The organism is Streptomyces sp. NPDC051563, from assembly GCF_044454225.1.
In the GTDB taxonomy this organism is placed as follows: domain Bacteria; phylum Actinomycetota; class Actinomycetes; order Streptomycetales; family Streptomycetaceae; genus Streptomyces.
In genome coordinates this window covers 1-21,991 of the sequence record NZ_JBITDL010000016.1, presented here as the reverse complement: position 1 = coordinate 21,991, position 21,991 = coordinate 1, and the positions used below count along the sequence as shown (strand labels likewise).

The following is a 21,991-nucleotide window of genomic DNA, read 5'->3' as shown; positions in this document are numbered from 1 at the left end:
CCCGGCCCCGCACGCCTAGTCCGAGGAGCCACCCCGTGCCGCGCATGCTCGAAGTCAGTGATGAGGTACGTGCCGAGATCGGCGACGAGGAGGCCGAGCGGCTGCTCGCAGGTGACGGATCCCCGGGCAGTTACGACTGCACCTCCTGCCGCACCCCCGGCGACTCCGAGCGCGAGCAGACCAGCACCGTGCTGTTCGTCGGGGACGAGACGGCCGTCCTGGCCTTCGCCCACGCCGGCTGCATCCCGTCGCAGGTCGTCTCCGTGCCCGAGGCGGACCTCCAGGGCGCCGTCCGCTCCATCACCGGCGACAGCCCCGCCCCCGCGGCCGCGCCCGCCGGCGACGAACCGCAGTCCGTGCCCGGCGGCCAGGCCGTCCTCGGCATCACCAGCGGCCTGATCCTGATCAACGGCGAGCTGCACCCAGCCCTGGTGGTGGAGCCGACCGCGCCCATCGCGCGCCCCGGCACCACCGGTCCCGGCGACGACTTCCTGCCGCTCCTCATCGAGCAGGGCTTCATCCCCATGACCGACACCGAAGAGGTCCCGCAGGCCCTGAGCGGCTGGTCGATCCTGCTCGCCGCGGGCCAGCTGCACTCCGTGCTCCAGCCCGGTCAGATCGCCTGGTGGCAGGCGCACCGGCCGCTGTCGGTCACCGACGGCTGGCGGGCCGCCGTCAACAAGACGCAGCGCGTCCTGGTGTACGCGGCCCCCGTCGGCACCATCGGCCAGCAGCCCCGCGAGGACCTGCTGCGCGACGCCCTGGACAAGGCCGCCCGCAACGGCAAGCTGGTCGCCGCCTCGATGCCGCTGGCGGGCACCCCGGGCGCCTGAGGCCCGGCCCGAGACCCGGCCCGAGGTCCCTTCTCCGGGGCCTCCCGGGCTTCCGCTCCCCGCTCTGCCCTTCCGTCCCCGAATCGGCCGTCCGACCCCCGTCACCGGGGGCCGGGCGGCGTGCGCCGGGGGTGCGCGGTCCGTCCCGCGCACCCCCGGCGATCTGCGTTTTCCGCCCCGCGAGCCCGCATCCGCGGGCCGCCGGTTTCGTTGGCTGATACGTGCATTCCTACGATGTCTCCCGCGCCCCGTCCTATCCGAGCAGCGTGCCCCCGATGCGCCCCGTACGGGAGCTGGGGAGCTCTCCGGCCGTCTCGCACACCCCCATCTACGACACGCTGTACTCGGAGTACCTGCGCGCCTTCCGGGCCCTGCCCGGGGACCGCACGGGCGAGGAGGACCTCGGCTTCACGGCGTTCTCGTACGGGGGCCCCTACAGCGGCGCGTACGCGGGCGGCGCGGGCACGTACGGCACCGGGTCCGCGACGGGCACCGCGAGCGCCTACGGGAGCGGCTGGAACGGTTCCTCATGGCAGCCGGCGGGACAGCACGCCGGGCAGCAGGCGGACGCCTGGCAGCCCTCCCCCGCCCCGCAGCCGCAGTACTCGTACGCCGGCGCCGGATATGCGAGCGGGCGGCAGCACCAGACCGGGATGCAGCACATCCCGGCGGCCCTGCCGCCCGCTCCGCGCCGGGGCTACTAGCCCCGGCAGGCCCTGAAGGCCACTACATCTTGCGCTTGTGCTGCGCACCGCGCTTCTCGCGGACGCGGACCGAGATGTGGATCGGGGTCCCCTCGAAGCCGAACTCCTCGCGCAGGCGGCGCTCGATGAAGCGGCGGTAGCCGTGCTCCAGGAAGCCGGAGGCGAAGAGGACGAACCGCGGCGGCTTGCTGCCCGCCTGCGTACCGAACAGGATGCGCGGCTGCTTGCCGCCACGGATCGGGTGCGGGTGGGCGGCGACGACCTCGCCGAGGAAGGCGTTCAGACGGCCGGTCGGGATGCGCATCTCCCAGCCGGCGAGCGCGGTCTCGATGGCCGGGACCAGCTTCTCCATGTGGCGGCCGGTGAGCGCCGAGACGTTCACCCGGGGCGCCCAGGCGACCTGCTGCATCTCGGTCTCGATCTCGCGCTCGAGGTAGTAGCGGCGCTCCTCGTCGAGGTTGTCCCACTTGTTGTACGCGATCACGATCGCGCGGCCCGCCTCGACGGCCATGGTGATGATGCGCTGGTCCTGCACGGAGATCTGCTCGGTCGTGTCGATCAGGATGACCGCGACCTCCGCCTTCTCCACGGCGGCGGCCGTGCGCAGCGAGGCGTAGTAGTCCGCGCCCTGCTGGAGGTGGACCTTCTTGCGGATGCCCGCGGTGTCGATGAACTTCCAGGTGACCCCGCCGAGCTGGATCAGCTCGTCGACCGGGTCGCGGGTGGTGCCGGCCATCTCGTTGACGACGACGCGGTCCTCCTTGGCCACCTTGTTCAGGAGGGAGGACTTGCCAACGTTCGGGCGGCCGATGAGCGCGATCCGGCGGGGACCGCCGACGGCGGTGCCGAAGGTCTGCTCGGGGGCCTCGGGCAGGGCCTCCAGGACGGCGTCGAGCATGTCGCCGGTGCCGCGGCCGTGCAGGGAGGAGACCGGGTGCGGGTAGCCGAGGCCCAGCGACCACAGCGAGGCCGCGTCGGACTCGCCGCTCTGGCCGTCGACCTTGTTGGCGCACAGGACGACGGGCTTGCCGGCCTTGCGCAGCAGGCGCACGACGGCCTCGTCGGTGTCGGTGGCGCCGACCTTGGCGTCCACGACGAAGACGACCGCGTCGCAGGCCTCGATGGCGTACTCGGCCTGGGCGGCGACCGAGGCGTCGATGCCGAGGACGTCCTGCTCCCAGCCGCCGGTGTCGACGACCTTGAAGCGGCGGCCGGCCCACTCGGCCTCGTAGGTGACGCGGTCACGGGTGACGCCGGGCTTGTCCTCGACGACCGCCTCGCGGCGGCCGATGATCCGGTTCACCAGGGTCGACTTGCCGACGTTCGGGCGGCCGACGACGGCGAGGACGGGCAGCGGGCCGTGACCGGCCTCCTGCAGAGCGCCTTCGACGTCCTCGATGTCGAAGCCCTCTTCCGCGGCGAGCTCCATGAACTCCGCGTACTCGGCATCGCCAAGTGCTCCGTGGTCTTGCTGGTCGTTCATGAAGTCCGTTCCTCGTCGTTCGTGGTGATCGGTGGGGCCCGCGCAGCGCGGTTCCACTACTAGGTCAAGTCTCGCTCAGCGCCCGGTCAGGCGCTTGGCGTCGGCCAGGTGGGCGGTCAGCCGGTCCTGGATGCGTACGGTGGCCTGGTCCAGCGCGGTGCGGGTACGGCGGCCACTGCCGTCCCCGGCGTCGAAGGCATCGCCGAAGACGATGTCGACCCTGCTCTTGAATCGCGGCAGCGCCTTGACGACACGGCCGGAGCGTTCGGTGCTGCCCAGCACGGCGACCGGCACGATGGGGGCGCCGGAGCGGACCGCGAAGTACGCAAGGCCCGCGCGCAGCGAGGCGAAGTCGCCCTCGCCCCGGGTGCCCTCGGGGAAGATCCCCAGGGCTCCGCCGTTCTCCAGGACGCCCAGCGCGCGGCTGATGGCGCCCCGGTCGGCGCCGGAGCGGTCCACCTTCACCTGCCCGATCCGGTCGAGGAAGGGGCCGAGCGGACCGACGTACGCCTCCTTCTTGATCAGGAAGTGCAGCGGCCGCGGGGCGGTGCCCATGACCATGGGGCCGTCTATGTTGTGCGAGTGGTTCACGGCCAGGATGACGGGGCCGGTGGCGGGGACCTTCCAGGCCCCCAGCACGCGCGGCTTCCAGAGGCCGTACATGAGCCCGATGCCGATCCGCCGGCCGACCGCCGCACCCTTGAGGGAGGGCGTATCGCTCACGCGCGGCCCCGCTTCTCTTCCACCAGGGTGACCACGCACTCGATGACCCGGTCCAGCGTGAGCTCGGTGGTGTCCACCTCGACCGCGTCGCCGGCCTTGGCCAGCGGGGAGGTCTTGCGGCCGGAGTCGGCGGCGTCACGCTTGATCAGCGCTTCCTTGGTGGCCGCGAGGTCCGCGGCCTCCTTGCCCCGCAGCTCGCCGCTGCGGCGGGCCGCGCGGGCCTCGGCGGAGGCGGTGAGGAAGATCTTCAGGTCGGCGTCGGGCAGCACGGTGGTGCCGATGTCCCGGCCCTCGACCACGATGCCCTCGGCCTCCTCGGCCGCTTCGGCGGCGATGGAGCGCTGGAGCTCGGTGATCAGGGTGCGCACCTCGGGGACGGCGCTCACGGCGCTGACCTTGGAGGTGACCTCCTGGGTCCGGATCGGGCCGGAGGCGTCGTGGCCGTCGACGGTGATGGTGGGGGCGGACGGGTCGGTGCCGGACACGATGACGGGCTTGCCCGCCGCGAGGGCGATGGCCTGCGGGTCATCGGTGTCGATGCCGTTGGTGATCATCCACCAGGTGATGGCCCGGTACTGGGCACCGGTGTCCAGGTAGCGCAGCCCGAGCTTGGCGGCCACGGCCTTGGAAGTGCTGGACTTGCCCGTGCCCGAGGGACCGTCGATGGCGACGATCACGGCGGTCGGAGCTGCGGTTTCCACGGTTCGGGCACCTTCCTGGTTGCGCGTACGTGTCCGGGCGCGCCAATAGCGCCCCTCCTCCAGGTTACCGGGCTTTTCGCCGCCGCCCGCCGGGGCGCCGGCGGGCGGCGGCGGGCGGGGCGTGCGGGCAAGATCCGGAAAGGGCCGACCAGGGGGCGTCCGCCTACGGCTGGCGCAGTGCCCAGCCGCGTTCGCGCAGCTCGGCCTGGAGGCCCGCCACCGCCCGGGGTTCGACCATCAGCTGGACGAGACCGGCCTGCTGTCCGGTCGCGTGCTCGATCCGGACGTCCTCGATGTTGACCCCGGCCCGGCCGGCGTCGGCGAAGATCCGGGCGAGCTCGCCCGGCTGGTCGGAGATGAGGACGGCCACGGTCTCGTAGACCGTCGGCGCCGCCCCGTGCTTGCCCGGGACCCGGACCCGCCCCGCGTTGCCGCGGCGCAGTACGTCCTCGATGCCCGCCGCCCCCTCCCGGCGCTTGGACGCGTCGGCCGACTGCAGGCCCCGCAGGGCTTCGACGGTCTCCTCCAGGTCCGCGGCGATCCCGGTGAGCACGTCCGCCACGGGTCCCGGGTTGGCGGAGAGGATCTCCACCCACATCCGCGGGTCGGAGGCGGCGATCCGGGTCACGTCGCGGATGCCCTGCCCGCACAGCCGCACCGCGGTCTCGTCGGCCTCCTCCAGCCGGGCGGCGACCATGCTGGAGACGAGCTGCGGGGTGTGGGAGACCAGGGCGACGGCCCGGTCGTGGGCGTCGGCGTCCATGACCACCGGGACGGCCCGGCACAGCGCCACCAGCTCCAGCGCCAGGTTCAGCACCTCGTGGTCGGTCTCCCGGGTCGGCGTGAGCACCCAGGGGCGGCCCTCGAAGAGGTCGGCGGAGGCCGCGAGCGGTCCGGACTGCTCCTTGCCCGCCATCGGGTGGGTGCCGATGTACGCCTTGGTGTCCACGCCCAGCGCGTCCAGCTCCCGGCGCGGTCCGCCCTTGACGCTGGCCACGTCCACGTAGGCGCGGGCCAGGTCGCGGCCTATGGCGTCGGCGAGGGCGGCGGCCACGTGGGCGGGCGGTACGGCGATGACCGCGAGGTCGGCCTTGCCCTGGAAGGGCTCCTCCGTGCCGGCGCCCAACGCGGCGGCCGTACGGGCCTGCCCCTGGTCGCGGTCGGACAGGTGGACGGCGATGCCGCGGGCGGCGAGGGCGAGCGCCGCGGAGGTGCCGATCAGTCCGGTTCCGATGACGACGGCGGTTCTCACGGGGTGCTCTCCAGGTGTACAGGGGGGTGTGGCGGCGGTACCTGCCTCAGGGTAGCCAGCGGAAACGGCGCGAGGGCCCGGCGTCCCGTCCGCTGGGACGGGACGCCGGGCCCTCGGCAGCGCCCCCGGGAGGACCGGGGTCGCACAGGGAGGCGCTCAGAGGTTCTGCCGCCTGGCGTCGCTCAGAGTTTCTGCTGCTTGATGATGTCCTCCAGCGAGCCGCTCGGGACCGAGCCCTCGGGGGTCAGCTTGTCCACGGCCTGCGGCAGCGCCTGGGCGATCTGGTGCGCGGCGTCCTCCGGGGAGACGCCCGCCTCCTGGGCGACCTTGGCCAGGGTGTCGTCCGGCAGGGCCTTGGCGATCTCCTCGCCGCTGACCGGCTGGTTCTCGCCGGTGCCGACCCAGGACTGGGCCTGGTCCATCAGGCCCGACTTCTTCAGCATGTCCAGCAGCCCGCCGAGCGGGTTGTTCGCGGCGCCCGCACCGGCACCCGGCGCGGCTCCGGCCGCCTGGGCGCCGCCCGCACCGCCACCGCCCATGAGGGCGCCGAGGAGGGAGCCGAGGATGTTGCCGCCACCGCCGCCCTGTCCGCCGCTGCCGCCGCCGAGGAGGCCGCCGAGAAGGGAGCCGAGGTCGTTGCCCGCCATGGTGTTGCCTTTCGGAGAGGGACCGGGCGCGCGGAAATCGGCGTACCCGGCTTCGAGATACGGACAATGTCACCCAATCCGGACGCGTCTGCCACTTGGCGCAGAGCCGCGCACGGACTGCGGTAGAACGATCGGCATGATCTTCCACCTCGTACCGCTCGCCGACTGGACCGCCGATCCGGCGCGTCCGTACGCCCCGCCCTCCCTCGCATCCGAGGGTTTCGTGCACTGCTCGGCCGATCGCGAGACGGTGCTCGCGATCGCCGCCGCGCACTACGCGGACGTACCGGGCACCCTGCTCGCCGTGGAGCTCGACGAGCGCGGCCTCACCTCGGAGGTCCGCCGGGAGGGTGAAGCGGGCCTGCGCTACCCGCACGTCCACGGACCGCTGAACCGGGAGGCCGTGGTGCGCGTGTGGGAGGTGGTACGCGCCCCCGGCGGGCCGACGGAACTCGTTCCCCGGCCTCCGGAGGGCTGAGTCAAGGCGTGGCGGGGTGTTGCCGAGGCCCGTCACGCGCCAGGATGCCTCTCGCCATCCCGGCGATCACCCGAGGAGAAGTCATGAGCGACCCCACCCGCGCCGCCCGGCGCACGGTACTGGCGGCCGGCGCGAGCGTCCTGGCCGGCGGCGTGCTGACCGCCTGCGGCGGCAGCGACGAGACGAAGCCCTCGTCCGAGGGCGGCAGCGCCCCCACGGCGCAGGACTCCGCGTCCGCCTCCGCGTCCGCCTCGGCCTCGGCTCCGGCCGGGAACGCCAAGGCCCTGATCAAGTCCTCGGACGTGCCGGTCGGCGGCGGCACGGTCCTCAAGGACGAGAAGCTGGTCGTCACCCAGCCGACGGCCGGCTCCTTCCGCTGCTTCACGGCGGTGTGCACGCACTCGGGCTGCCTGGTCAACAAGGTGGCGGCCGGAACCATCGACTGCCCGTGCCACGGCAGCCAGTTCAAGGACACGGACGGCGCGGTGGCCAAGGGCCCGGCCACCAGGCCGCTGGAGGAGAAGAAGATCACCGTCTCCCCGGCGGGAGAAATCTCGCTCGCCTAGCTCCGGACCTCGGCACTAGCCTCACCGGATGAACGAGGCCACCGCAGACACCGGGGACGACCCGACCCCCGAGCCGCTCCAACTCACCCTGGTCAGGGACCACACGGTCTACTCCTGCGTGATCGGTTCGAGGGCGTTCGGCCTGGCGACGGAGGCGAGCGACACCGACCGGCGCGGTGTCTACCTCGCCCCGACGCCGCTGTTCTGGCGCTTCGAGAAGCCGCCGGCGCACGTGGAGGGGCCCCGGGACGAGGAGTTCTCGTGGGAGCTGGAGCGCTTCTGCGAACTCGCGCTGCGTGCCAACCCGAACATCCTGGAGGTCCTCCACTCCCCCCTCGTGGAGGACCTCACCCCGGTCGGCGAGGAACTCCTCTCGCTCCGCGGCGCGTTCCTCTCCCGCCGGGCCCACACCACCTTCGGCAGGTACGCCGTCTCCCAGCACGGCAAACTCCTCGGCGACCTCCGCAACCACGGCGCCCCGCGCTGGAAGCACGCCATGCACCTGCTGCGCCTGCTCCTGTCCTGCCGCGACCTGCTGCGCACGGGCCGCCTGGTGATCGACGCGACCCCCTACCGCGACCGCCTCCTCGCGGTCCGCCGCGGCGAGCTCACCTGGGAGGAGGTCGACGCCTGGATGACCCTCCTCCAGGAACAGACCGAAGCCGCCCTCCCCACCAGCCCCCTCCCCGATTCCCCGGACCTCCCCCGAGTCGAAGACTTCCTCCTCCGCACCCGCCGGGCCTCGGCGACCGCCTAACCCGCCCGCCGCCGTACGACGAACGCGTCGAGCGCGTCGAACGCGTCCACGTGTTCCGGCAGCCGCGAGCCGTCCTGCGCCGCCTCCAGGACCTCGTGCAGGGCCTCGAAGTCCCTTTCCACCAGCCCCGCATCGACACCGAAGGCCACCCCGTGCTCGGCTTCGGCCTTGGCCTCGATCAGCCCGGCCAGGTACCCCGGCGCCTCGGGCACCTCGTCGAGCAGCGCGGGCAGGTGCGCCTGCACCTCTGCCGAGCGCATCAGGTGGATGCCCGTGAGCAGCGCCCGGAAGGTGTAGAGCAGCGGCTTGAGCTCGGCCGTTTTGCCGAAGAGCCGCCACTGCGTGTTCGCGAAGCCCCGGTAGTGGTGGGCGTGGTGCGAGGTCAGGACGCCGGGGGCCAGGGAGACCAGCTCCTCGTGCGCCGGTGTGGTGTGCACCACCAGGGGGGACAGCAGCTGCTCCAGGACGTATCCGTTGCGGTTCAGCATGAGCCGGACGAACTTGCGCAGGTCGTGCGTGACCAGGTCCATCTCGGTGCCGTCCTGGAACCACATCCGGCTGCGGGTCTCCTCCGGGTCGCGGAGCGAGAACAGGTCCGCGGCCGGCAGCAGGTGCGCCCCGCGCAGGTCGACGTCGGAGTCCTTGGAGGGGAATCCGTACAGGTGGGCCCCCGAGACCGTCGCGAAGAGCAGCGGGTCGGGCTGCTGCGCGACGATCGCGGTCAGGTCTGCGTCCACGGCGTTCGTGGAGTTGATGGCGTTACTCGCGTCCGGCACCGTTCACGCGTCCCAGAGGGTGCCGAAGGACAGGAGTTCGGCGCGGTACTCGATGCGGCCCTCCCAGGCGCGGGGCCAGGCGTCCGCGCCGAGGTGGGCGCCGGCGAAGGCGCCGGCCAGGCAGGCGATGGAGTCGGAGTCGCCCGCCGTGCAGGCCGCGCGGCGCAGGGCCAGGAGGGGTTCCTCCGGGAAGAGCAGGAAGCACTGGAGGGCGGTTGCCAGGGCTTCCTCGGCGATCCAGCCGTCCCCCGTCGTGAGGCAGGGGTCGGTTTCCGGGGACGGGGTGCGCAGGGCCGCGGCGAGCCGTTCCAGGGCCTCCAGGCACTCGTCCCAGCCGCGCGCCATGAAGGATTCGGCCGAGGGGTCGCTGGCCGTCCGGGTCCAGAGGTCGCCGAGCCAGCGCTCGTGGTAGCGGGTGCGGTTCTCCAGGGCGTACGAGCGCAGCTGCCCGACCAGGCCCGTCACCTCCGTGCCCTGCGCCAGCAGGAACACCGCCCGCGCCGTGAGGTCGGAGGCGGCCAGGGCCGTCGGGTGGCCGTGCGTCAGGGCCGACTGGAGCTGAGCCGCGCCGGCCCGCTCCTCCTGCGTCCAGCCGGGCACCAGCCCGACCGGAGCCACCCGCATGTTCGCCCCGCAGCCCTTGGAGCCGAGCTGGCTGGCGTCGCGCCAGTCCCGCTCGGGGTGGTTGAGGAGGCTGCAGGCCTTCAGGCAGGTGCGGCCCGGGGCCCGGTTGTTCTCCGGGGAGTGGTACCAGTCCACGAACTCCTCCCGGACCGGGCGGGCGAGGCGCAGCGGGGCGACGCGGCCTCGGTCCGCGGCCGTCCGTATGCCCCGGGCGAGGGCCAGGGTCATCTGGGTGTCGTCGGTGACGATCGCCGGCCGGGGCAGTTCCATCTGCCGCCACGGGCCGGTCTTCGCCAGGATCCGGGGCACGTCGTTGAACTCGGTCGGGAAGCCGAGGGCGTCTCCCAGGGCCAGTCCGATCAGGGAGCCCGTCGCGGCCCGCTTCGTGTGCGCCGGTTTCGCCGGCATCGTCGGGTCCGTCGGCATCGTCGTCATCGGGGGTGTCCTTCCGTGGGGCGCAGCAGGGGCGGGTGCAGGGTGGTCGCGGGTCCGGGCCGGTAGAGCGCGGCGGGTTTGCCGCGGCCGCCGGTGAGCCGGGCGGCTCCGGGCACGGCCTCGACGAAGCCGGGCGTGGCCAGGACCTTGCGTCGGAAGTTGGGTCGGTCCAGGGCGGTGTCCCAGACGGTCTCGTAGACGGCCTGGAGCTCGCCGAGGGTGAACTCGGGCGGGCAGAAGGCGGTGGCGAGGCAGCTGTACTCCAGCTTCGAGCCGACGCGGGAACGGGCGTCCGCGAGGATGTCCGCGTGGTCGAAGGCCAGTCCGAAGGCCGGCTCGGAGGCCTCCCCCACCGGCATCCAGCGGGCCCGGTCCGCGTCCCCGCCGCCCCCGGCGACCGGTTCCGGCAGATCGGGGACGAGCGCGGTGAAGGCCACCGAGACCACCCGCATGCGGGGGTCCCGGTCCGGTTCGCTGTAGGTGCGCAGTTGGTCCAGGCGCAGGGCGTCGACCAGCTCCGCCGACAGGCCGGTCTCCTCGGCCAGTTCGCGCCGGGCCGCCGTCTCGGCGGATTCCCGTGGCAGGAGGAAGCCGCCGGGGAGCGCCCAGGCGCCCGCGTACGGTTCCTGCGCGCGCCGGATCAGCAGGACGTGCAGGGTCCCTGCGCGCACGGTGAAGACGGCGAGGTCCACGGTCACCGCGAAGGGTGCGAAGGCGTGCGGGTCGTACCCGTGCCCGGGTCCGGGTACAGATCCGGGTCCCGGTCCGTGCCCGGGTCCGGGTCCGGTGTCACTCATCGGCTCCGCTCCCCCGCCGGCGCGCCCGCCGGCTCCGCCACCCGTTCCGGGAGCGGATCCGCGAACTGCCAGCCCTCCGCCAGGAGTCCGTCGACGGCCGCCACCGCCGCCGCCAGCCGCGTCGCGCGGTCCCCGCGGACCACGAGGAAACGTTTGCCGGTCCGTTCCAGCTCCGCGCGGAACCGTCCCGTCATCCACGGCCGGAGCTCCTCCCCGTCGCGCAGCCCGTCGTCCTCGAAGGGCACGTCCGCGTGGTCGGTGAGCAGGTACAGGTCCCGTCGCGTGGCGGCGGCGATCCGTTCGACCTCCGCACTGCGCGCGCCCGTGTACCGCTCGTGCCAGATGCCGGTGGCGAAGGAGTCGGTGTCGCAGAAGAGCACCGGCGATCCCAGCCGGGCCGCCCGTTCCTCCTCCGCGTCCTGCCGCCGCGCGATCACCGGGAACTCCCCCGACGCGAAGCTCACCGCGGCCCAGGTCGCCGCCGGGTCCGCGGCGCGCGCGGCCGCGAGCCGCTCCTCGCTGTACTGCCGGCCGTACTCCGCCACCCAGCCCGTCTCCGCCCACACCCCGCCGCGTCCGCGCCAGTGCTCGGCCAGGGCCCGCGACAGCGTGGTCGTGCCGGTGGACTCGGCGCCCAGTACGACGATCCGCCGGGTCAGCGCCGCCCGTACGGCGGGCCCCAGGAACTCCCAGTTCCGCACGGGGTCGGCCCGTACGGCCGTGCCGGACACCGGGAACAGGGCGCGGTCCGGGTCCACGCAGACCTCCTCGGCGCCGAACCGCCGCGCGAGTTCGGTCCCGTAGGCCTCGGAGGTGAAGACCGCGTCGACCGGGCGGCCCACCGCACGCCGGAAGATCGCCATGTGCGCCTCCCAGACGTCCGGGTCGTGGAGGTCGACCGGGATGTCGTCGACCGCGCCGACCACCTCGGCCCCCGGGTGCGCCTCGCGCATCCAGGCCACCCGGTCGGCGAGCGGTACGGACTCCACCGAGGCCGCGCAGACCAGTACGGTCAGCCGCTCGCACTGGTCCTGGGCGGTGCGCACCAGGTGGTGGTGGCCGGCGTGCGGCGGATAGAACTTGCCGAGGACCAGGCCGTGGCCATGGCGCTTCACGCGGTCACCGCCGTCTCCGCCGTTGCCGCCGTCGCCCCGCGGGCCGGGAGCGCCCGGCGCCAGCCGAGCAGTCCGGCGACGCACAGGGCGAGGAAGCCGACGTAGAGCAGGGAGGTCAGGTAGAGCCCCTTGTAGGCGTAGAGCGGGATGTAGACGAGGTCGGCGGCGATCCACAGCCACCAGGACTCGACGAGCTTGCGGCACTGGCCGTACGTGGCCGCGAGCGAGAGGCCCGTGGTCAGCGCGTCCCAGAAGGGGACGGTGGAGTCGGTGACCCGGCTCAGCAGGAGCGTCAGGCCGAGCACCCCCACCGCTCCCGCCGCGGCCAGCGCGGTCCACTCGGCGGCCGTGGTGCGGCGCACCGGCAGGTCACCGGCCGTTCCCCGGCCTCCGCCGTGGGTCCAGGACCACCAGCCGTACGCGGCGAGGGCGATGAAGACGAGCTGCAGCCCGGCGTCGGCGTAGAGGCCCGCCTGGGCGAAGAGCACGATGAAGAACACGTTGTTGGCGATGCCGATCGGCCAGTTGGCGATGTGCTGCCGGGCGACCAGCCAGACGCACACGGCCCCCGTGACGAACCCGAGGATCTCGGTCCAGCTCGTCTGCCATCCCATGACGCCCCCCATCTCTTTATAGTCAGGTTGACTATAAACAAGGTCCGGGGCCCGGCACAACCAAAAAGAACCCGCGGCGCCCGAAGGCACCGCGGGTTCTTCTGGAGGCCTCCGGGAGGCCGGGGTCCTACAGACCGACCTCGCGCATGAGCATGCCGACCTCGGTGTTGGTCAGGCGGCGCAGCCAGCCGGACTTCTGGTCACCGAGCTCGATCGGACCGAAGGAGGTCCGCACGAGCTTCTCGACCGGGAAGCCGGCCTCGGACAGCATGCGGCGGACGATGTGCTTGCGGCCCTCGTGGAGGGTCACCTCGACCAGGTAGTTCTTGCCGAGCTGGTCGACGACGCGGAAGTGGTCGGCGCGGGCGTAGCCGTCCTCGAGCTCGATGCCGTCCTTGAGGCGCTTGCCGATGTCGCGCGGCAGCGGGCCCGTGATGGCGGCGACGTAGGTCTTCTTCACGCCGTACTTCGGGTGCGTGAGGCGGTGGGCCAGCTCACCGTGGTTGGTGAGCAGGATGATGCCCTCGGTCTCGGTGTCGAGCCGGCCGACGTGGAAGAGACGCGTCTCACGGTTGGTGACGTAGTCGCCGAGGCACTGGCGGCCGTCCGGGTCCTCCATGGTGGAGACGACGCCGGCCGGCTTGTTCAGCGCGAAGAACAGGTACGACTGGGTGGCGACGGTCAGGCCGTCCACCTTGATCTCGTCCGAGGGCTTCACGCGCTTGCCCTGCTCCAGGACGATCTCGCCGTTGACCTCGACGCGCGCCTGCTCGATGAGCTCCTCGCACGCACGGCGCGAGCCCATGCCGGCCCGGGCGAGCACCTTCTGCAGACGCTCACCCTCCTCCTCGGCGCCCGGGAAGGTCTTCGGGGTCTTGATCACGGGCTTGTCGGCGTACCGGTCGCGCACGCGCTCCTCGATCCGCGCCTCCAGCTCGCGCGGCTTGGACTGGCCGCTGCGCGAGCCGGGGCCGATGCGCGGGCCGCCGGCCCCGCCGATGCCGGGGGTACGGGAGACCTTCGGGCCGCCCTTGGCACCACCACGGGCCGCCGCGCCGCGGGCACCGCCGCCGCGGTTGCCGTCGGCCGCGCCACGGGCACCGCCGCCGCCCGCCTTGGCACCGCCTCGGCCGTTGCGCTCGCCCTCGGGGCCCACGTCGTAGCGACGCTCCTCGGGGCGCGGGTTGCGGATGCGGGGAGCCTGCTCGCGGTCGCGGTCGGAGCCGCCGCCCTGGTAGCCACCGCCGGAGGAGCCGCCACCCTGGTAGCCGCCGGAGCTGCCACCGCGGGAGCCGCCGCCCTGGTAGCCGCCACCCGAGGAGCCGCCACGGGAGCCGCCGGAGCCGCCGCCCTGGTAGCCACCGCCCGAGGAGCCGCCACGGGAGCCGCCGGAGCCGCCGCCCTGGTAGCCGCCGCCGGAGGAGCCGCCGCGGGAGCCGCCGCCCTGGTAGCCACCGCCCGAGCTGCCGCCGCGGGAGCCGCCGCCCGAGCCGCTGCCGCCGCCGGAGCCGCCACCGCGGTAGCCACCACCGCCGCCGGAGCCGCCGCGGGGGGCGCTACCGCGCCCGCCGCCACCGCCGCCGCTGTTCCTGTTGCCGCCACCGTTGCCGTTGCCGCTGCTTCGCATCAAAGTTCCGTCGTCTTGTCGTCTTCATCGGTATCCGGAGAGTCCGGATCGAACGACGGAACACCCTCTTGCGTCTCGGCTTCGATCGCGTCCGCCTCGGGGAGGAAGGGCGCGAGCTCCGGGAGCTCGTCCAGGCCGCGCAGGCCCATCCGCTCCAGAAAGTAGTTCGTCGTCCTGTACAGGATCGCACCTGTTTCGGGTTCCGTCCCCGCCTCCTCCACCAGACCCCGCTGGAGGAGGGTGCGCATGACCCCGTCGCAGTTGACTCCGCGGACCGCCGAAACCCGCGACCGGCTGACCGGCTGCCGGTACGCGACCACCGCCATGGTCTCCAGTGCCGCCTGGGTGAGACGGGCCTGCTGGCCGTCCAGGACGAAGGCCTCCACGGCCGGCGCGAAGTCCGCCCGGCTGTAGAACCGCCAGCCCCCGGCGACCAGCCGCAATTCGAATCCGCGGCCCTGGACCTCGTACTCGTCCGCCAGCTCGCGCAGCGCCCGCGCGACCTCGCGGGGGGTCCGCTCCAGCACCTTGGCCAGATGCGCCTCGGTCGCCGGCTCGTCCACGACCATGAGGACGGCCTCCAGGGCGGGCTTCAGCGCCAGCCCTGCCACGGGGGGCGTCACGTCGCTCATTCCCTGACCTCCACGATCTGATCGAACTCGTCCGTCACCTTCGGCATGCCGTCCCCGTCCCCGCCGCTCCAGCGCACCGTGAGCGTCTTCAGGGCCTCCTCCTGGTCCAGGACGACCGCCTTCTCGCGGTAGAGCTCCAGGAGCGCCAGGAAGCGCGCCACCACGGTGAGGGTGTCCGCGGCGTCCTCGGTGAGCTCCTGGAAGGTGGCCTCGCCCCTGGCCTTGAGCAGCGCCACGACCAGCCCCGCCTGCTCCCGCACGCTGACCAGGGGCGCGTGGATGTGGTCCACGTACACCTGCGGCTTCGCCCGGGGCTGCATGGCCTTGACCGCGAGCCGCGCCAGCCCCTCGCCGCCGATGCTGATGACCACCTCGGGGAGCAGCTCGGCGAGGCCCGGCTCCAGTCCGACGGTGCGCGGGTAGCGCTTGCCCTCGGTCTCGGCCCGGTCCTGGAAGATCTCGGCGATCCGCTTGTACGCGCGGTACTGCAGCAGCCGTGCGAAGAGCAGGTCCCGGGCCTCCAGCAGCGCGAGGTCCGCCTCGTCCTCGACCTCGGCGACGGGCAGCAGCCGGGCCGCCTTCAGGTCCAGCAGGGTCGCGGCGACGACGAGGAACTCCGTCGTCTGGTCGAGGTCCCAGTCGGGCCCCATGGCACGGATGTGCGCCATGAACTCGTTGGTGACCTCCGACAGCGCGACCTCGGTCACGTCGAGCTTGTGCCGGGAGATCAGCTGGAGCAGCAGGTCGAAGGGCCCCTCGAAGTTCACGAGCCGCACGGTGAACCGCCCGTCCCCGGCGGGGTCCGCCGCGGCCTCCGCCTCGGCAGCGGGCCCGCGAGGCCCCTCAGCCGCCTCAGGGGCCGCTACGGGAGCCGGTACGCCCCCCTCGGCCACCGGGGCCGCCTCGCCCTCCCCGGGCCCCTCAGGGCCGCCTGGGCCCTGCGGAGCCGTACCGGCCCCGGCCGGAGCCCCTGGGTCCGGTACGGAAGCACCTGGGCCGCGGCCCAGCGAGCGGCGGGGCGGGAGGCCGGATTCGGCAGGAGAGGGCATCGCGTTCCAGAGTGGTGCGGAGAAAACATCTGACCGGGCCACGGCCCAGCCCCCCACCCTCCCACGCACCACCCCGCGCAACACCTCAAGCCATCCGGCATTCGAGGACCACGGTCCGGGCCTTCAGCCGTCGGGCTCTTTCAGCCGTCCGGCGCTTGAGGACCGGGGTCTGGGCTCTTTCAGCCGTCCGGCGTTTGAGGACCGGGGTCTGGGGCGGAGCCCCAGGTCCTTTCAGCCCGTCCGGCGTTTGAGGACCGGGTCCGGGCAGAGCCCGGGGAACGGGCGAAGGGCGGGTAGGGGAACCTCACCCCCGCGCCGACGGCACGCCGCCGACCTCGGGCCCCGCCCGCAGGGCCCGCACCACCCGGGAGGGGGCCACGGACAACCAGCCCAGGCCCCCCGCAGGGGCTCCGCTCAGCGCCCCCGCAGCCGACGCACCAGGATGCTCGCGTCACCGCGGGACTCCAGATCCGCCAGCACCACCGCGACAGCCTCCCGCACGATCCGCCCGCGGTCGACCGCCAGCCCGTGCTCCCCGCGCAGCACCAGCCGCGCGTGCTCCAGGTCCATGAGCTCCTCCGCGGAGACGTAGACCGTGATCTTCTCGTCGTGCCGCTCGCGCCCGCTGGGCCGCCGGTTCGCGCCCCGGCCCTGTCCCTTGCCCCGACCGGGGGTCGGGGCGGGGACGGTGTTACCGGAACCTTCCTGCGGTCGCCGCTGCGGGCCCACGCCCGGCTCCGTACCGGCCTCAGCCTCCCGGCTGCGGCCCTCCCCCGCCGTGCCCTCCGCCGCCGAGGCGGCGTGCTCGACTCCCCGCGACGAGGGCGAGGACGACGTCAGCGCCATCCCCCCGGTCGTACGGAACAGTTCGTCGGCTCCGGGCAGACTCACTCGGCGGGACACCGGGCGAGCACCTCCCTGGCCAGCTGGCGGTAGGCGGCGGCGCCGACGGAGTTGGACGCGTACGTGGTGATCGGCTCGCCGGCGACCGTGGTCTCCGGGAACCGCACCGTACGGCCGATGACCGTGTGGTAGACGTGGTCGTCGAAGGCCTCGACGACGCGCGCCAGCACCTCACGGCTGTGCACCGTGCGGGAGTCGTACATCGTGGCGAGGATGCCGTCGAGCTCCAGCTCCGGGTTGAGCCGCTCCTGCACCTTCTCGATGGTCTCGGTCAGCAGCGCCACGCCGCGCAGTGCGAAGAACTCGCACTCCAGCGGGACGATGACCTTGTGAGCCGCCGTCAGGGCGTTCACGGTCAGCAGACCGAGCGAGGGCTGACAGTCGATCACGATGTAGTCGTAGTCGGGCAGCAGGGGCTTCAGGGCCCGCTGCAGCGTCGACTCGCGTGCGACCTCGCTGACCAACTGCACTTCGGCGGCGGACAGGTCGATGTTGCTCGGCAGCAGGTCCATGTTGGGGACCGCCGTCTTCAGCAGCACCTCGTCGGCCGACATGCCCCGCTCCATGAGCAGGTTGTAGACCGTCAGGTCGAGTTCCATCGGGTTGACCCCGAGGCCGACCGACAGCGCGCCCTGCGGGTCGAAGTCGACCAGCAGCACCCGGCGCCCGTACTCCGCGAGCGCCGCACCCAGGTTGATGGTCGACGTGGTCTTGCCCACGCCGCCCTTCTGGTTGCACATCGCGATGATCGTCGCCGGACCGTGGTCGGTCAGCGGACCCGGGATCGGGAAGTACGGCAGCGGCCTTCCGGTCGGGCCGATCCGCTCACGGCGCTGACGGGCAGCGTCGGGGGCGAGAGTGGCCGCGTACTCGGGGTCGGGCTCGTACTCCGCGTCGGGGTCGTAGAAATGCCCCTCGGGCACCTGTTCGTAGTCGGCGAAACCCACGGGCTTGTCGCCGCTCGGGTCGCCGGCCCTGGAGTTCACGTCTAGGCCGTCCATGCTCTTTTGGGGCGTCGTCATGTGCTGGTGGTTTGCGAAGGTGCGGACCGCTACGGATCCCACGGCTTCGATACCGGCAGGACCCGGGCCCCGCGCAGGCCCTCCTGCTCGACCACCTCCAGGAGCAAATGTCGACTCATTCACAAGTCGTCTTACCTCCTCGGACGTGACCAGGACACTTATCGATAGGTCAGCGTGGCACCATGCCGACGGTTGGCGACTCTATGGCGTGTCACCACTCAGCGGCAACACAATCCGCCGGACCCGCCGCGATGTGTCGGCAACCGAACACCACTCTGTCAAGGGCGTACGAGCTGTCGCCGGGAAGTTTCGCGGGTGTGCGAAAGGGTTAAAGGGTTACGTTCGAGGCGAGTTGAGCGGCCTGCGGCACGACCCCGCGAACGCCTCCGGCCGGACCTCGCGAGCAAGGTCCGGCCGGATACGTGAGATTGACGTCAGTCGTTGACGACTTAGCCGAGCAGCGTGCTCAGCTCGAGGGTCTCGAGACCGTGGGCCTCGGCGACCTCGCGGTAAACGACCTGGCCGTCATGGGTGTTGAGGCCCAGCGCGAGCGCCGGGTCGCGACGCAGCGCCTCGACCCAGCCGAGGTTCGCGAGCTGCACGATGTAGGGCAGCGTGGCGTTGGTCAGGGCGTAGGTGGAGGTGTTCGGCACCGCGCCCGGCATGTTGGCGACGCAGTAGAAGACCGAGTTGTGGACCTGGAAGGTCGGCTCGGCGTGGGTGGTCGCGCGGGAGTCCTCGAAGCAGCCGCCCTGGTCGATCGCAATGTCGACAAGGACACTTCCGGGCTTCATCTTGGCGACGAGCTCGTTGGTGACCAGCTTCGGGGCCTTCGCACCCGGGATCAGCACCGCGCCGATGACGAGGTCGGCCTCGACGACGGCCTTCTCCAGCTCGAAGGCGTTGGAGACGATCGTCTTGATCTTCGTGCCGAAGATCTTGTCGGCCTCGCGGAGCTTGTTGATGTCGCGGTCCAGCAGGGTCACGTGGAAGCCCATGCCGACTGCGATCTGCACGGCGTTCCAGCCGGAGACGCCGCCGCCGATGACCACGCACTCGCCGGCGTGGGTGCCGGGGACGCCGCCGGGAAGCACGCCGCGGCCGCCGACCGAGCGCATCAGGTGGTAGGCGCCGACCTGCGGGGCCAGGCGGCCCGCGACCTCGGACATCGGGGCGAGCAGCGGGAGGGCGCGGTTCGCCGTCTCGACCGTCTCGTACGCGATGGCGGTGGTGCCGGACTCGAGCAGGGCGTCCGTGCACTCGCGGGAGGCCGCGAGGTGCAGGTAGGTGAAGAGGGTCTGGTCCTTGCGGAGGCGGTGGTACTCCTCCGCGATGGGCTCCTTGACCTTCAGCAGCAGGTCAGCGGTGGCCCAGACCTCGTCGGCGGTACCGAGGATCTCGGCGCCGGCGGAAACGTACTCCGCGTCCGTGATCGAGGAGCCCGCACCGGCGTTCTGCTCGACGAAGACCTGGTGGCCGTTGCGGACCAGCTCATGCACGCCGGCAGGCGTGATGGCGACCCGGAACTCGTTGTTCTTGACCTCGCGGGGGATGCCGACCTTCATCGTGACTCACGGTCCTTGGCTCAGGGGATGTTTCGGACTACTTCCATACAAACCCGTATACAAGAACACGCAACGGGATGCCCCAGGGGATGGCCTGGTGAACCCAGTCTAATGAAGGACGAGCCGCTGTCTAGCCTTGCAAACAAACAATCTCAGTCGGAAACGCTGCGGATTTCGCAGGCTGCGGGGTCATCTCCCAGCAATCTGTCGGCCGCGGACCTGTGCAGCCTGGCCGCCGCGGGATCCCCGAGCCGGTCCAGCGTGTCCGCCAGCCGCACCTGCAGCGCGGCCTGAAGCCGCAGGTCCCCGGCCTTCCGCGCGAGCTCCACCGCCTCCCGGCAGGTGTGCAGCGATTCCTCGGGCCGCCCCGCGTACTCCTGGATCCGCGCCATCTCGCTCAACGCCTTTGCCTGGCCCGGGACATCGGCGAGCTTCCGGTAACCGGCCGAGGCCGCCCGCCAGCTCCGCAGCGCGTCCCCGTACCGGCCCGCGTAGGTGTGCACGTTGCCCAGCCGCCCGTACAGCCGCGCCTCGTCCGCGCGCTCCCCCCGCGCGAGGGCGTGGGACAGGGCCCGGCCGAACCAGTCGGAGGCCCGGTGCCAGTCCCCCAGCTCCTGGTGCGCACCGCCTACGGATTCCATCGCGCGGCCCGACGCGTACGGGTCCTTCGCCGCCTTTCCCGCGGCCAGCGCGGCCCGGTACCGGTCCAGCGCGTCCCGGGTCCGGCCGGTCTCCGCGTCCAGATCGGCCAGGTTCAGCAGCGCGGCGGCCTGCTCCCGGTGCAGATCGCGCCGCTCGGCCACGTCCAGCACGAGCCGGTGCAGCCCGTAGAGCTCCGGCGCGGCCCCGGCGGTGCCCCGGTGCTCGGACAGGGCCCCCGCGAGAGCCGCTACGAACCTGCGCGCCAGGGTGTCCAGCTCCCCGTCGGCCACGGCCAGCGAAGCCGCGGCCAGCAGGGCGGGCAGCCGGGTGTCCAGCCAGGTCTCCGCCGCCCGCCGGTCGGCGAAGCGCAGCGCGCGCGGCACCCCGTCGAGCTTCTCCGGCACCCCGACGGCGCCGCCGGGTCCGTCCTGTACGCCGAGTCCGTCCTCGTCGGGCTCCGCCATGGCCCGGCAGGAGAGCAGCAGGCGTACGGTGCGCTCCAGCATCCGGGCCCGCGCGAGCTGGACCTCGGCGGGCCGCTCCTTGGCCTCCAGCAGGGCCTGGAGCAGCGGCGCGAGGCAGCCGGGCAACAGGTACAGCCCGTCGTGCGCGGACCGGAGCAGGCCCAGCGCGGCGAAGTCCTCCAGGGTCGACTGCGCGGCGGCCACGGAGCAGCCGGCCAGCGCGGAAGCGACATGGGAGTCGACGAAGCCCGCCGGAGCAAGCGGAAGCAACCGCAGGGTCCGCTGGGCGGGCTGCGGGAGGGATTCGTAAACGAGCCTGAAGGCCTTCGCGAGCGGACCGCCGGCCCCGGCGGGCATATCGTGCAGCTGCTTGCCCACATCGGCCACGGAGGCCTTGGGACGGGCGGCCAGCCAGCCGCCCGCGAGGGCGAGCGCGGCGGGCTGCCCGCCGCACTCCTCGGCGAGGCCTTCGGCCGCACGCGGATCGTTGGCGACGCGGATGTCACCGATGCGGTGGACCAGCATGCGGACGGCCGAGGGGGTGTCGAGGCCGCCGAGGGTGCACGGGCGGACATCCGGAATCCCCGTCAGCGGACCCTCCGCCGTGACGACCACCAGGCACTCGGGGGTGTCCGGCAGCAGGGCGTCGACCTGGTGCGGATCGGAGGCGTCGTCGACGAGCAGCACCATGCGGCGGCCGGCCAGGGCCGTACGCAGCGCGGAACTGAGGTCGTCCTCGCCCGCACCGGGCGGGGTGGGCTGCCCGAGCCCCTCCAGGAGGGTGCGGACGGCACGCTCGGTGGCGATGCCCTCGCCCGTGGGGGCGGTGAGCCGGACCTTGAGCACCCCGTCGGGATAGTCCTCGGCGATCTCGCGCACCAGCGCCTCGGCGAGGGCGGTCCGGCCGGAGCCGGGGCGCCCGGCGACGAGCAGCACCCGCGCCCGCGGGGACTTGGCCTTCCGGCCGGAGAGGGTGTCGAGCCCGGTTCGCGCGATGTCCTCGCGGAGCTCCTTGAGCTCACGCCGCCGCCCGACGAAATCCGTCACGGATCCGCTCCTCTCGCTGCCTTCGGATTGCGAGCGTAGTTCACGCAGAGCGACGGACAGGGTGGAGCGCGGCGGACAAATCGCCCGATCGGATCAGCGGATGGGCACATTTACCTCCCGGTCCCCGCACCGCTCACCCCCTCGGCCCGGCCGACACCGTCACGGCACGCAGCCCGATGGGCGGCCCTGCGGGGCGAAGTCCCCTACCCACCCTTCCACCGTTCCCAGGGCCAGCCCGGACCCGCGCCTCAAACGCCGGCGAGGCTGAAGGGGTTCCCGGGCTGCGCCCGGACCCCCTGGGGCTCCGCCCCAGACCCCGCGCCTCAAACGCCGGCGAGCCTGAATTTTGGCGCAGCCCGACCACGAACCGGGCTGCGCCCGAACCCCCGGGGCTCCGCCCCGAACCCCGGTCCTCAAACGCCGGACGGCTGAAAGACCCGGGGTCGGCGGCTGCGGCAGGGGCGGGGACGGGGGCGGGGTGGGGTGTTGGCCTGGACGTAGAGCGTGATTTGTGGCGCGTGGGGAAGCCACAACT

General features: G+C 72.7%; 22 protein-coding genes. 5 read left to right on the top strand and 17 right to left on the bottom strand.

Going from position 1 to position 21,991, the window contains the following annotated elements; all coding sequences use genetic code 11:
* The first annotated feature begins 35 nt into the window (after positions 1-35).
* Positions 36-833 carry a hypothetical protein gene (locus tag ACIA8F_RS20055; protein WP_399380429.1) on the top strand — a complete coding sequence of 266 codons (798 nt, stop codon included), beginning with the start codon at positions 36-38 and terminating at the stop codon, positions 831-833.
* Between the two features lie 221 nt (positions 834-1,054).
* On the top strand, positions 1,055-1,537 hold the full coding sequence (locus ACIA8F_RS20050; RefSeq protein WP_399380428.1) for a hypothetical protein: 483 nt from the start codon (positions 1,055-1,057) through the stop codon (positions 1,535-1,537).
* Between the two features lie 22 nt (positions 1,538-1,559).
* On the opposite strand, the gene der is transcribed toward ACIA8F_RS20050, so the two are convergent.
* From der to ACIA8F_RS20025, 5 genes are all read right to left on the bottom strand, one after another.
* A complete protein-coding gene (der, locus tag ACIA8F_RS20045; RefSeq protein ID WP_399380426.1) occupies positions 1,560-3,020 on the bottom strand; it encodes a ribosome biogenesis GTPase Der in 1,461 nt (486 codons plus the stop codon).
* A gap of 75 nt (positions 3,021-3,095) precedes the next feature.
* Entirely contained in the window at positions 3,096-3,743 is a 648-nt protein-coding gene (locus ACIA8F_RS20040) for a lysophospholipid acyltransferase family protein (RefSeq protein ID WP_399380425.1), read from the bottom strand.
* The gene (cmk, locus tag ACIA8F_RS20035) at positions 3,740-4,444 is read right to left on the bottom strand and encodes a (d)CMP kinase (RefSeq protein WP_399380423.1); all 705 of its coding nucleotides are present in this window, start codon (positions 4,442-4,444) and stop codon (positions 3,740-3,742) included. The genes ACIA8F_RS20040 and cmk overlap by 4 nt, the downstream gene beginning before the upstream one ends.
* 163 nt (positions 4,445-4,607) lie before the next feature.
* Positions 4,608-5,696 (bottom strand): prephenate dehydrogenase, encoded by a 1,089-nt coding sequence (locus ACIA8F_RS20030; RefSeq protein ID WP_399380421.1) that lies wholly within the window; start codon positions 5,694-5,696, stop codon positions 4,608-4,610.
* Positions 5,697-5,878: 182 nt separating this feature from the next.
* Complete coding sequence (locus ACIA8F_RS20025) at positions 5,879-6,343, bottom strand: YidB family protein (protein WP_399380419.1); 465 nt, start codon at positions 6,341-6,343, stop codon at positions 5,879-5,881.
* Between the two features lie 136 nt (positions 6,344-6,479).
* Between ACIA8F_RS20025 and ACIA8F_RS20020 the strand changes: the two genes are divergently transcribed.
* The 3 genes from ACIA8F_RS20020 to ACIA8F_RS20010 all read left to right on the top strand — a co-directional run bounded on the left by ACIA8F_RS20020 (position 6,480) and on the right by ACIA8F_RS20010 (position 8,144).
* Entirely contained in the window at positions 6,480-6,821 is a 342-nt protein-coding gene (locus ACIA8F_RS20020; RefSeq protein ID WP_399380418.1) for a DUF952 domain-containing protein, read from the top strand.
* 83 nt (positions 6,822-6,904) lie between these two features.
* Positions 6,905-7,387: a Rieske (2Fe-2S) protein gene (locus tag ACIA8F_RS20015; protein WP_399380416.1), complete on the top strand. Its 483-nt coding sequence runs from the start codon at positions 6,905-6,907 to the stop codon at positions 7,385-7,387.
* A gap of 28 nt (positions 7,388-7,415) precedes the next feature.
* Complete coding sequence (locus ACIA8F_RS20010; protein ID WP_399380414.1) at positions 7,416-8,144, top strand: DNA polymerase beta superfamily protein; 729 nt, start codon at positions 7,416-7,418, stop codon at positions 8,142-8,144.
* Here the strand turns inward: ACIA8F_RS20010 and ACIA8F_RS20005 are convergent.
* From ACIA8F_RS20005 to ACIA8F_RS19950, 12 genes are all read right to left on the bottom strand, one after another.
* Positions 8,141-8,920 carry a DNA polymerase beta superfamily protein gene (locus ACIA8F_RS20005; RefSeq protein WP_399380413.1) on the bottom strand — a complete coding sequence of 260 codons (780 nt, stop codon included), beginning with the start codon at positions 8,918-8,920 and terminating at the stop codon, positions 8,141-8,143. The two genes, ACIA8F_RS20010 and ACIA8F_RS20005, sit on opposite strands and share 4 nt — an antisense overlap.
* Before the next feature lie 3 nt (positions 8,921-8,923).
* Complete coding sequence (locus ACIA8F_RS20000) at positions 8,924-9,970, bottom strand: ADP-ribosylglycohydrolase family protein (RefSeq protein WP_399380686.1); 1,047 nt, start codon at positions 9,968-9,970, stop codon at positions 8,924-8,926.
* Positions 9,971-9,975: 5 nt separating this feature from the next.
* On the bottom strand, positions 9,976-10,776 hold the full coding sequence (locus ACIA8F_RS19995) for an NUDIX hydrolase (RefSeq protein WP_399380411.1): 801 nt from the start codon (positions 10,774-10,776) through the stop codon (positions 9,976-9,978).
* Positions 10,773-11,891 carry an AAA family ATPase gene (locus tag ACIA8F_RS19990; RefSeq protein ID WP_399380409.1) on the bottom strand — a complete coding sequence of 373 codons (1,119 nt, stop codon included), beginning with the start codon at positions 11,889-11,891 and terminating at the stop codon, positions 10,773-10,775. The genes ACIA8F_RS19995 and ACIA8F_RS19990 overlap by 4 nt, the downstream gene beginning before the upstream one ends.
* Entirely contained in the window at positions 11,888-12,505 is a 618-nt protein-coding gene (gene pnuC / locus ACIA8F_RS19985; protein ID WP_399380407.1) for a nicotinamide riboside transporter PnuC, read from the bottom strand. The genes ACIA8F_RS19990 and pnuC overlap by 4 nt, the downstream gene beginning before the upstream one ends.
* A 127-nt stretch (positions 12,506-12,632) precedes the next feature.
* Positions 12,633-14,132: a pseudouridine synthase gene (locus ACIA8F_RS19980; protein WP_399380405.1), complete on the bottom strand. Its 1,500-nt coding sequence runs from the start codon at positions 14,130-14,132 to the stop codon at positions 12,633-12,635.
* Positions 14,132-14,764: an SMC-Scp complex subunit ScpB gene (scpB, locus tag ACIA8F_RS19975; RefSeq protein WP_399380403.1), complete on the bottom strand. Its 633-nt coding sequence runs from the start codon at positions 14,762-14,764 to the stop codon at positions 14,132-14,134. The genes ACIA8F_RS19980 and scpB overlap by 1 nt, the downstream gene beginning before the upstream one ends.
* Positions 14,761-15,813, bottom strand: a complete 1,053-nt coding sequence (locus ACIA8F_RS19970; protein ID WP_399380402.1) for a segregation and condensation protein A — start codon at positions 15,811-15,813, stop codon at positions 14,761-14,763. The genes scpB and ACIA8F_RS19970 overlap by 4 nt, the downstream gene beginning before the upstream one ends.
* Before the next feature lie 414 nt (positions 15,814-16,227).
* A complete protein-coding gene (locus ACIA8F_RS19965; protein WP_399380400.1) occupies positions 16,228-16,716 on the bottom strand; it encodes a hypothetical protein in 489 nt (162 codons plus the stop codon).
* On the bottom strand, positions 16,701-17,738 hold the full coding sequence (locus ACIA8F_RS19960; protein WP_243340996.1) for a ParA family protein: 1,038 nt from the start codon (positions 17,736-17,738) through the stop codon (positions 16,701-16,703). The genes ACIA8F_RS19965 and ACIA8F_RS19960 overlap by 16 nt, the downstream gene beginning before the upstream one ends.
* A gap of 449 nt (positions 17,739-18,187) precedes the next feature.
* Entirely contained in the window at positions 18,188-19,303 is a 1,116-nt protein-coding gene (ald, locus tag ACIA8F_RS19955) for an alanine dehydrogenase (protein WP_399380398.1), read from the bottom strand.
* Positions 19,304-19,455: 152 nt separating this feature from the next.
* Entirely contained in the window at positions 19,456-21,456 is a 2,001-nt protein-coding gene (locus ACIA8F_RS19950) for an AAA family ATPase (RefSeq protein WP_399380397.1), read from the bottom strand.
* Between the last annotated feature and the right edge of the window lie 535 nt (positions 21,457-21,991).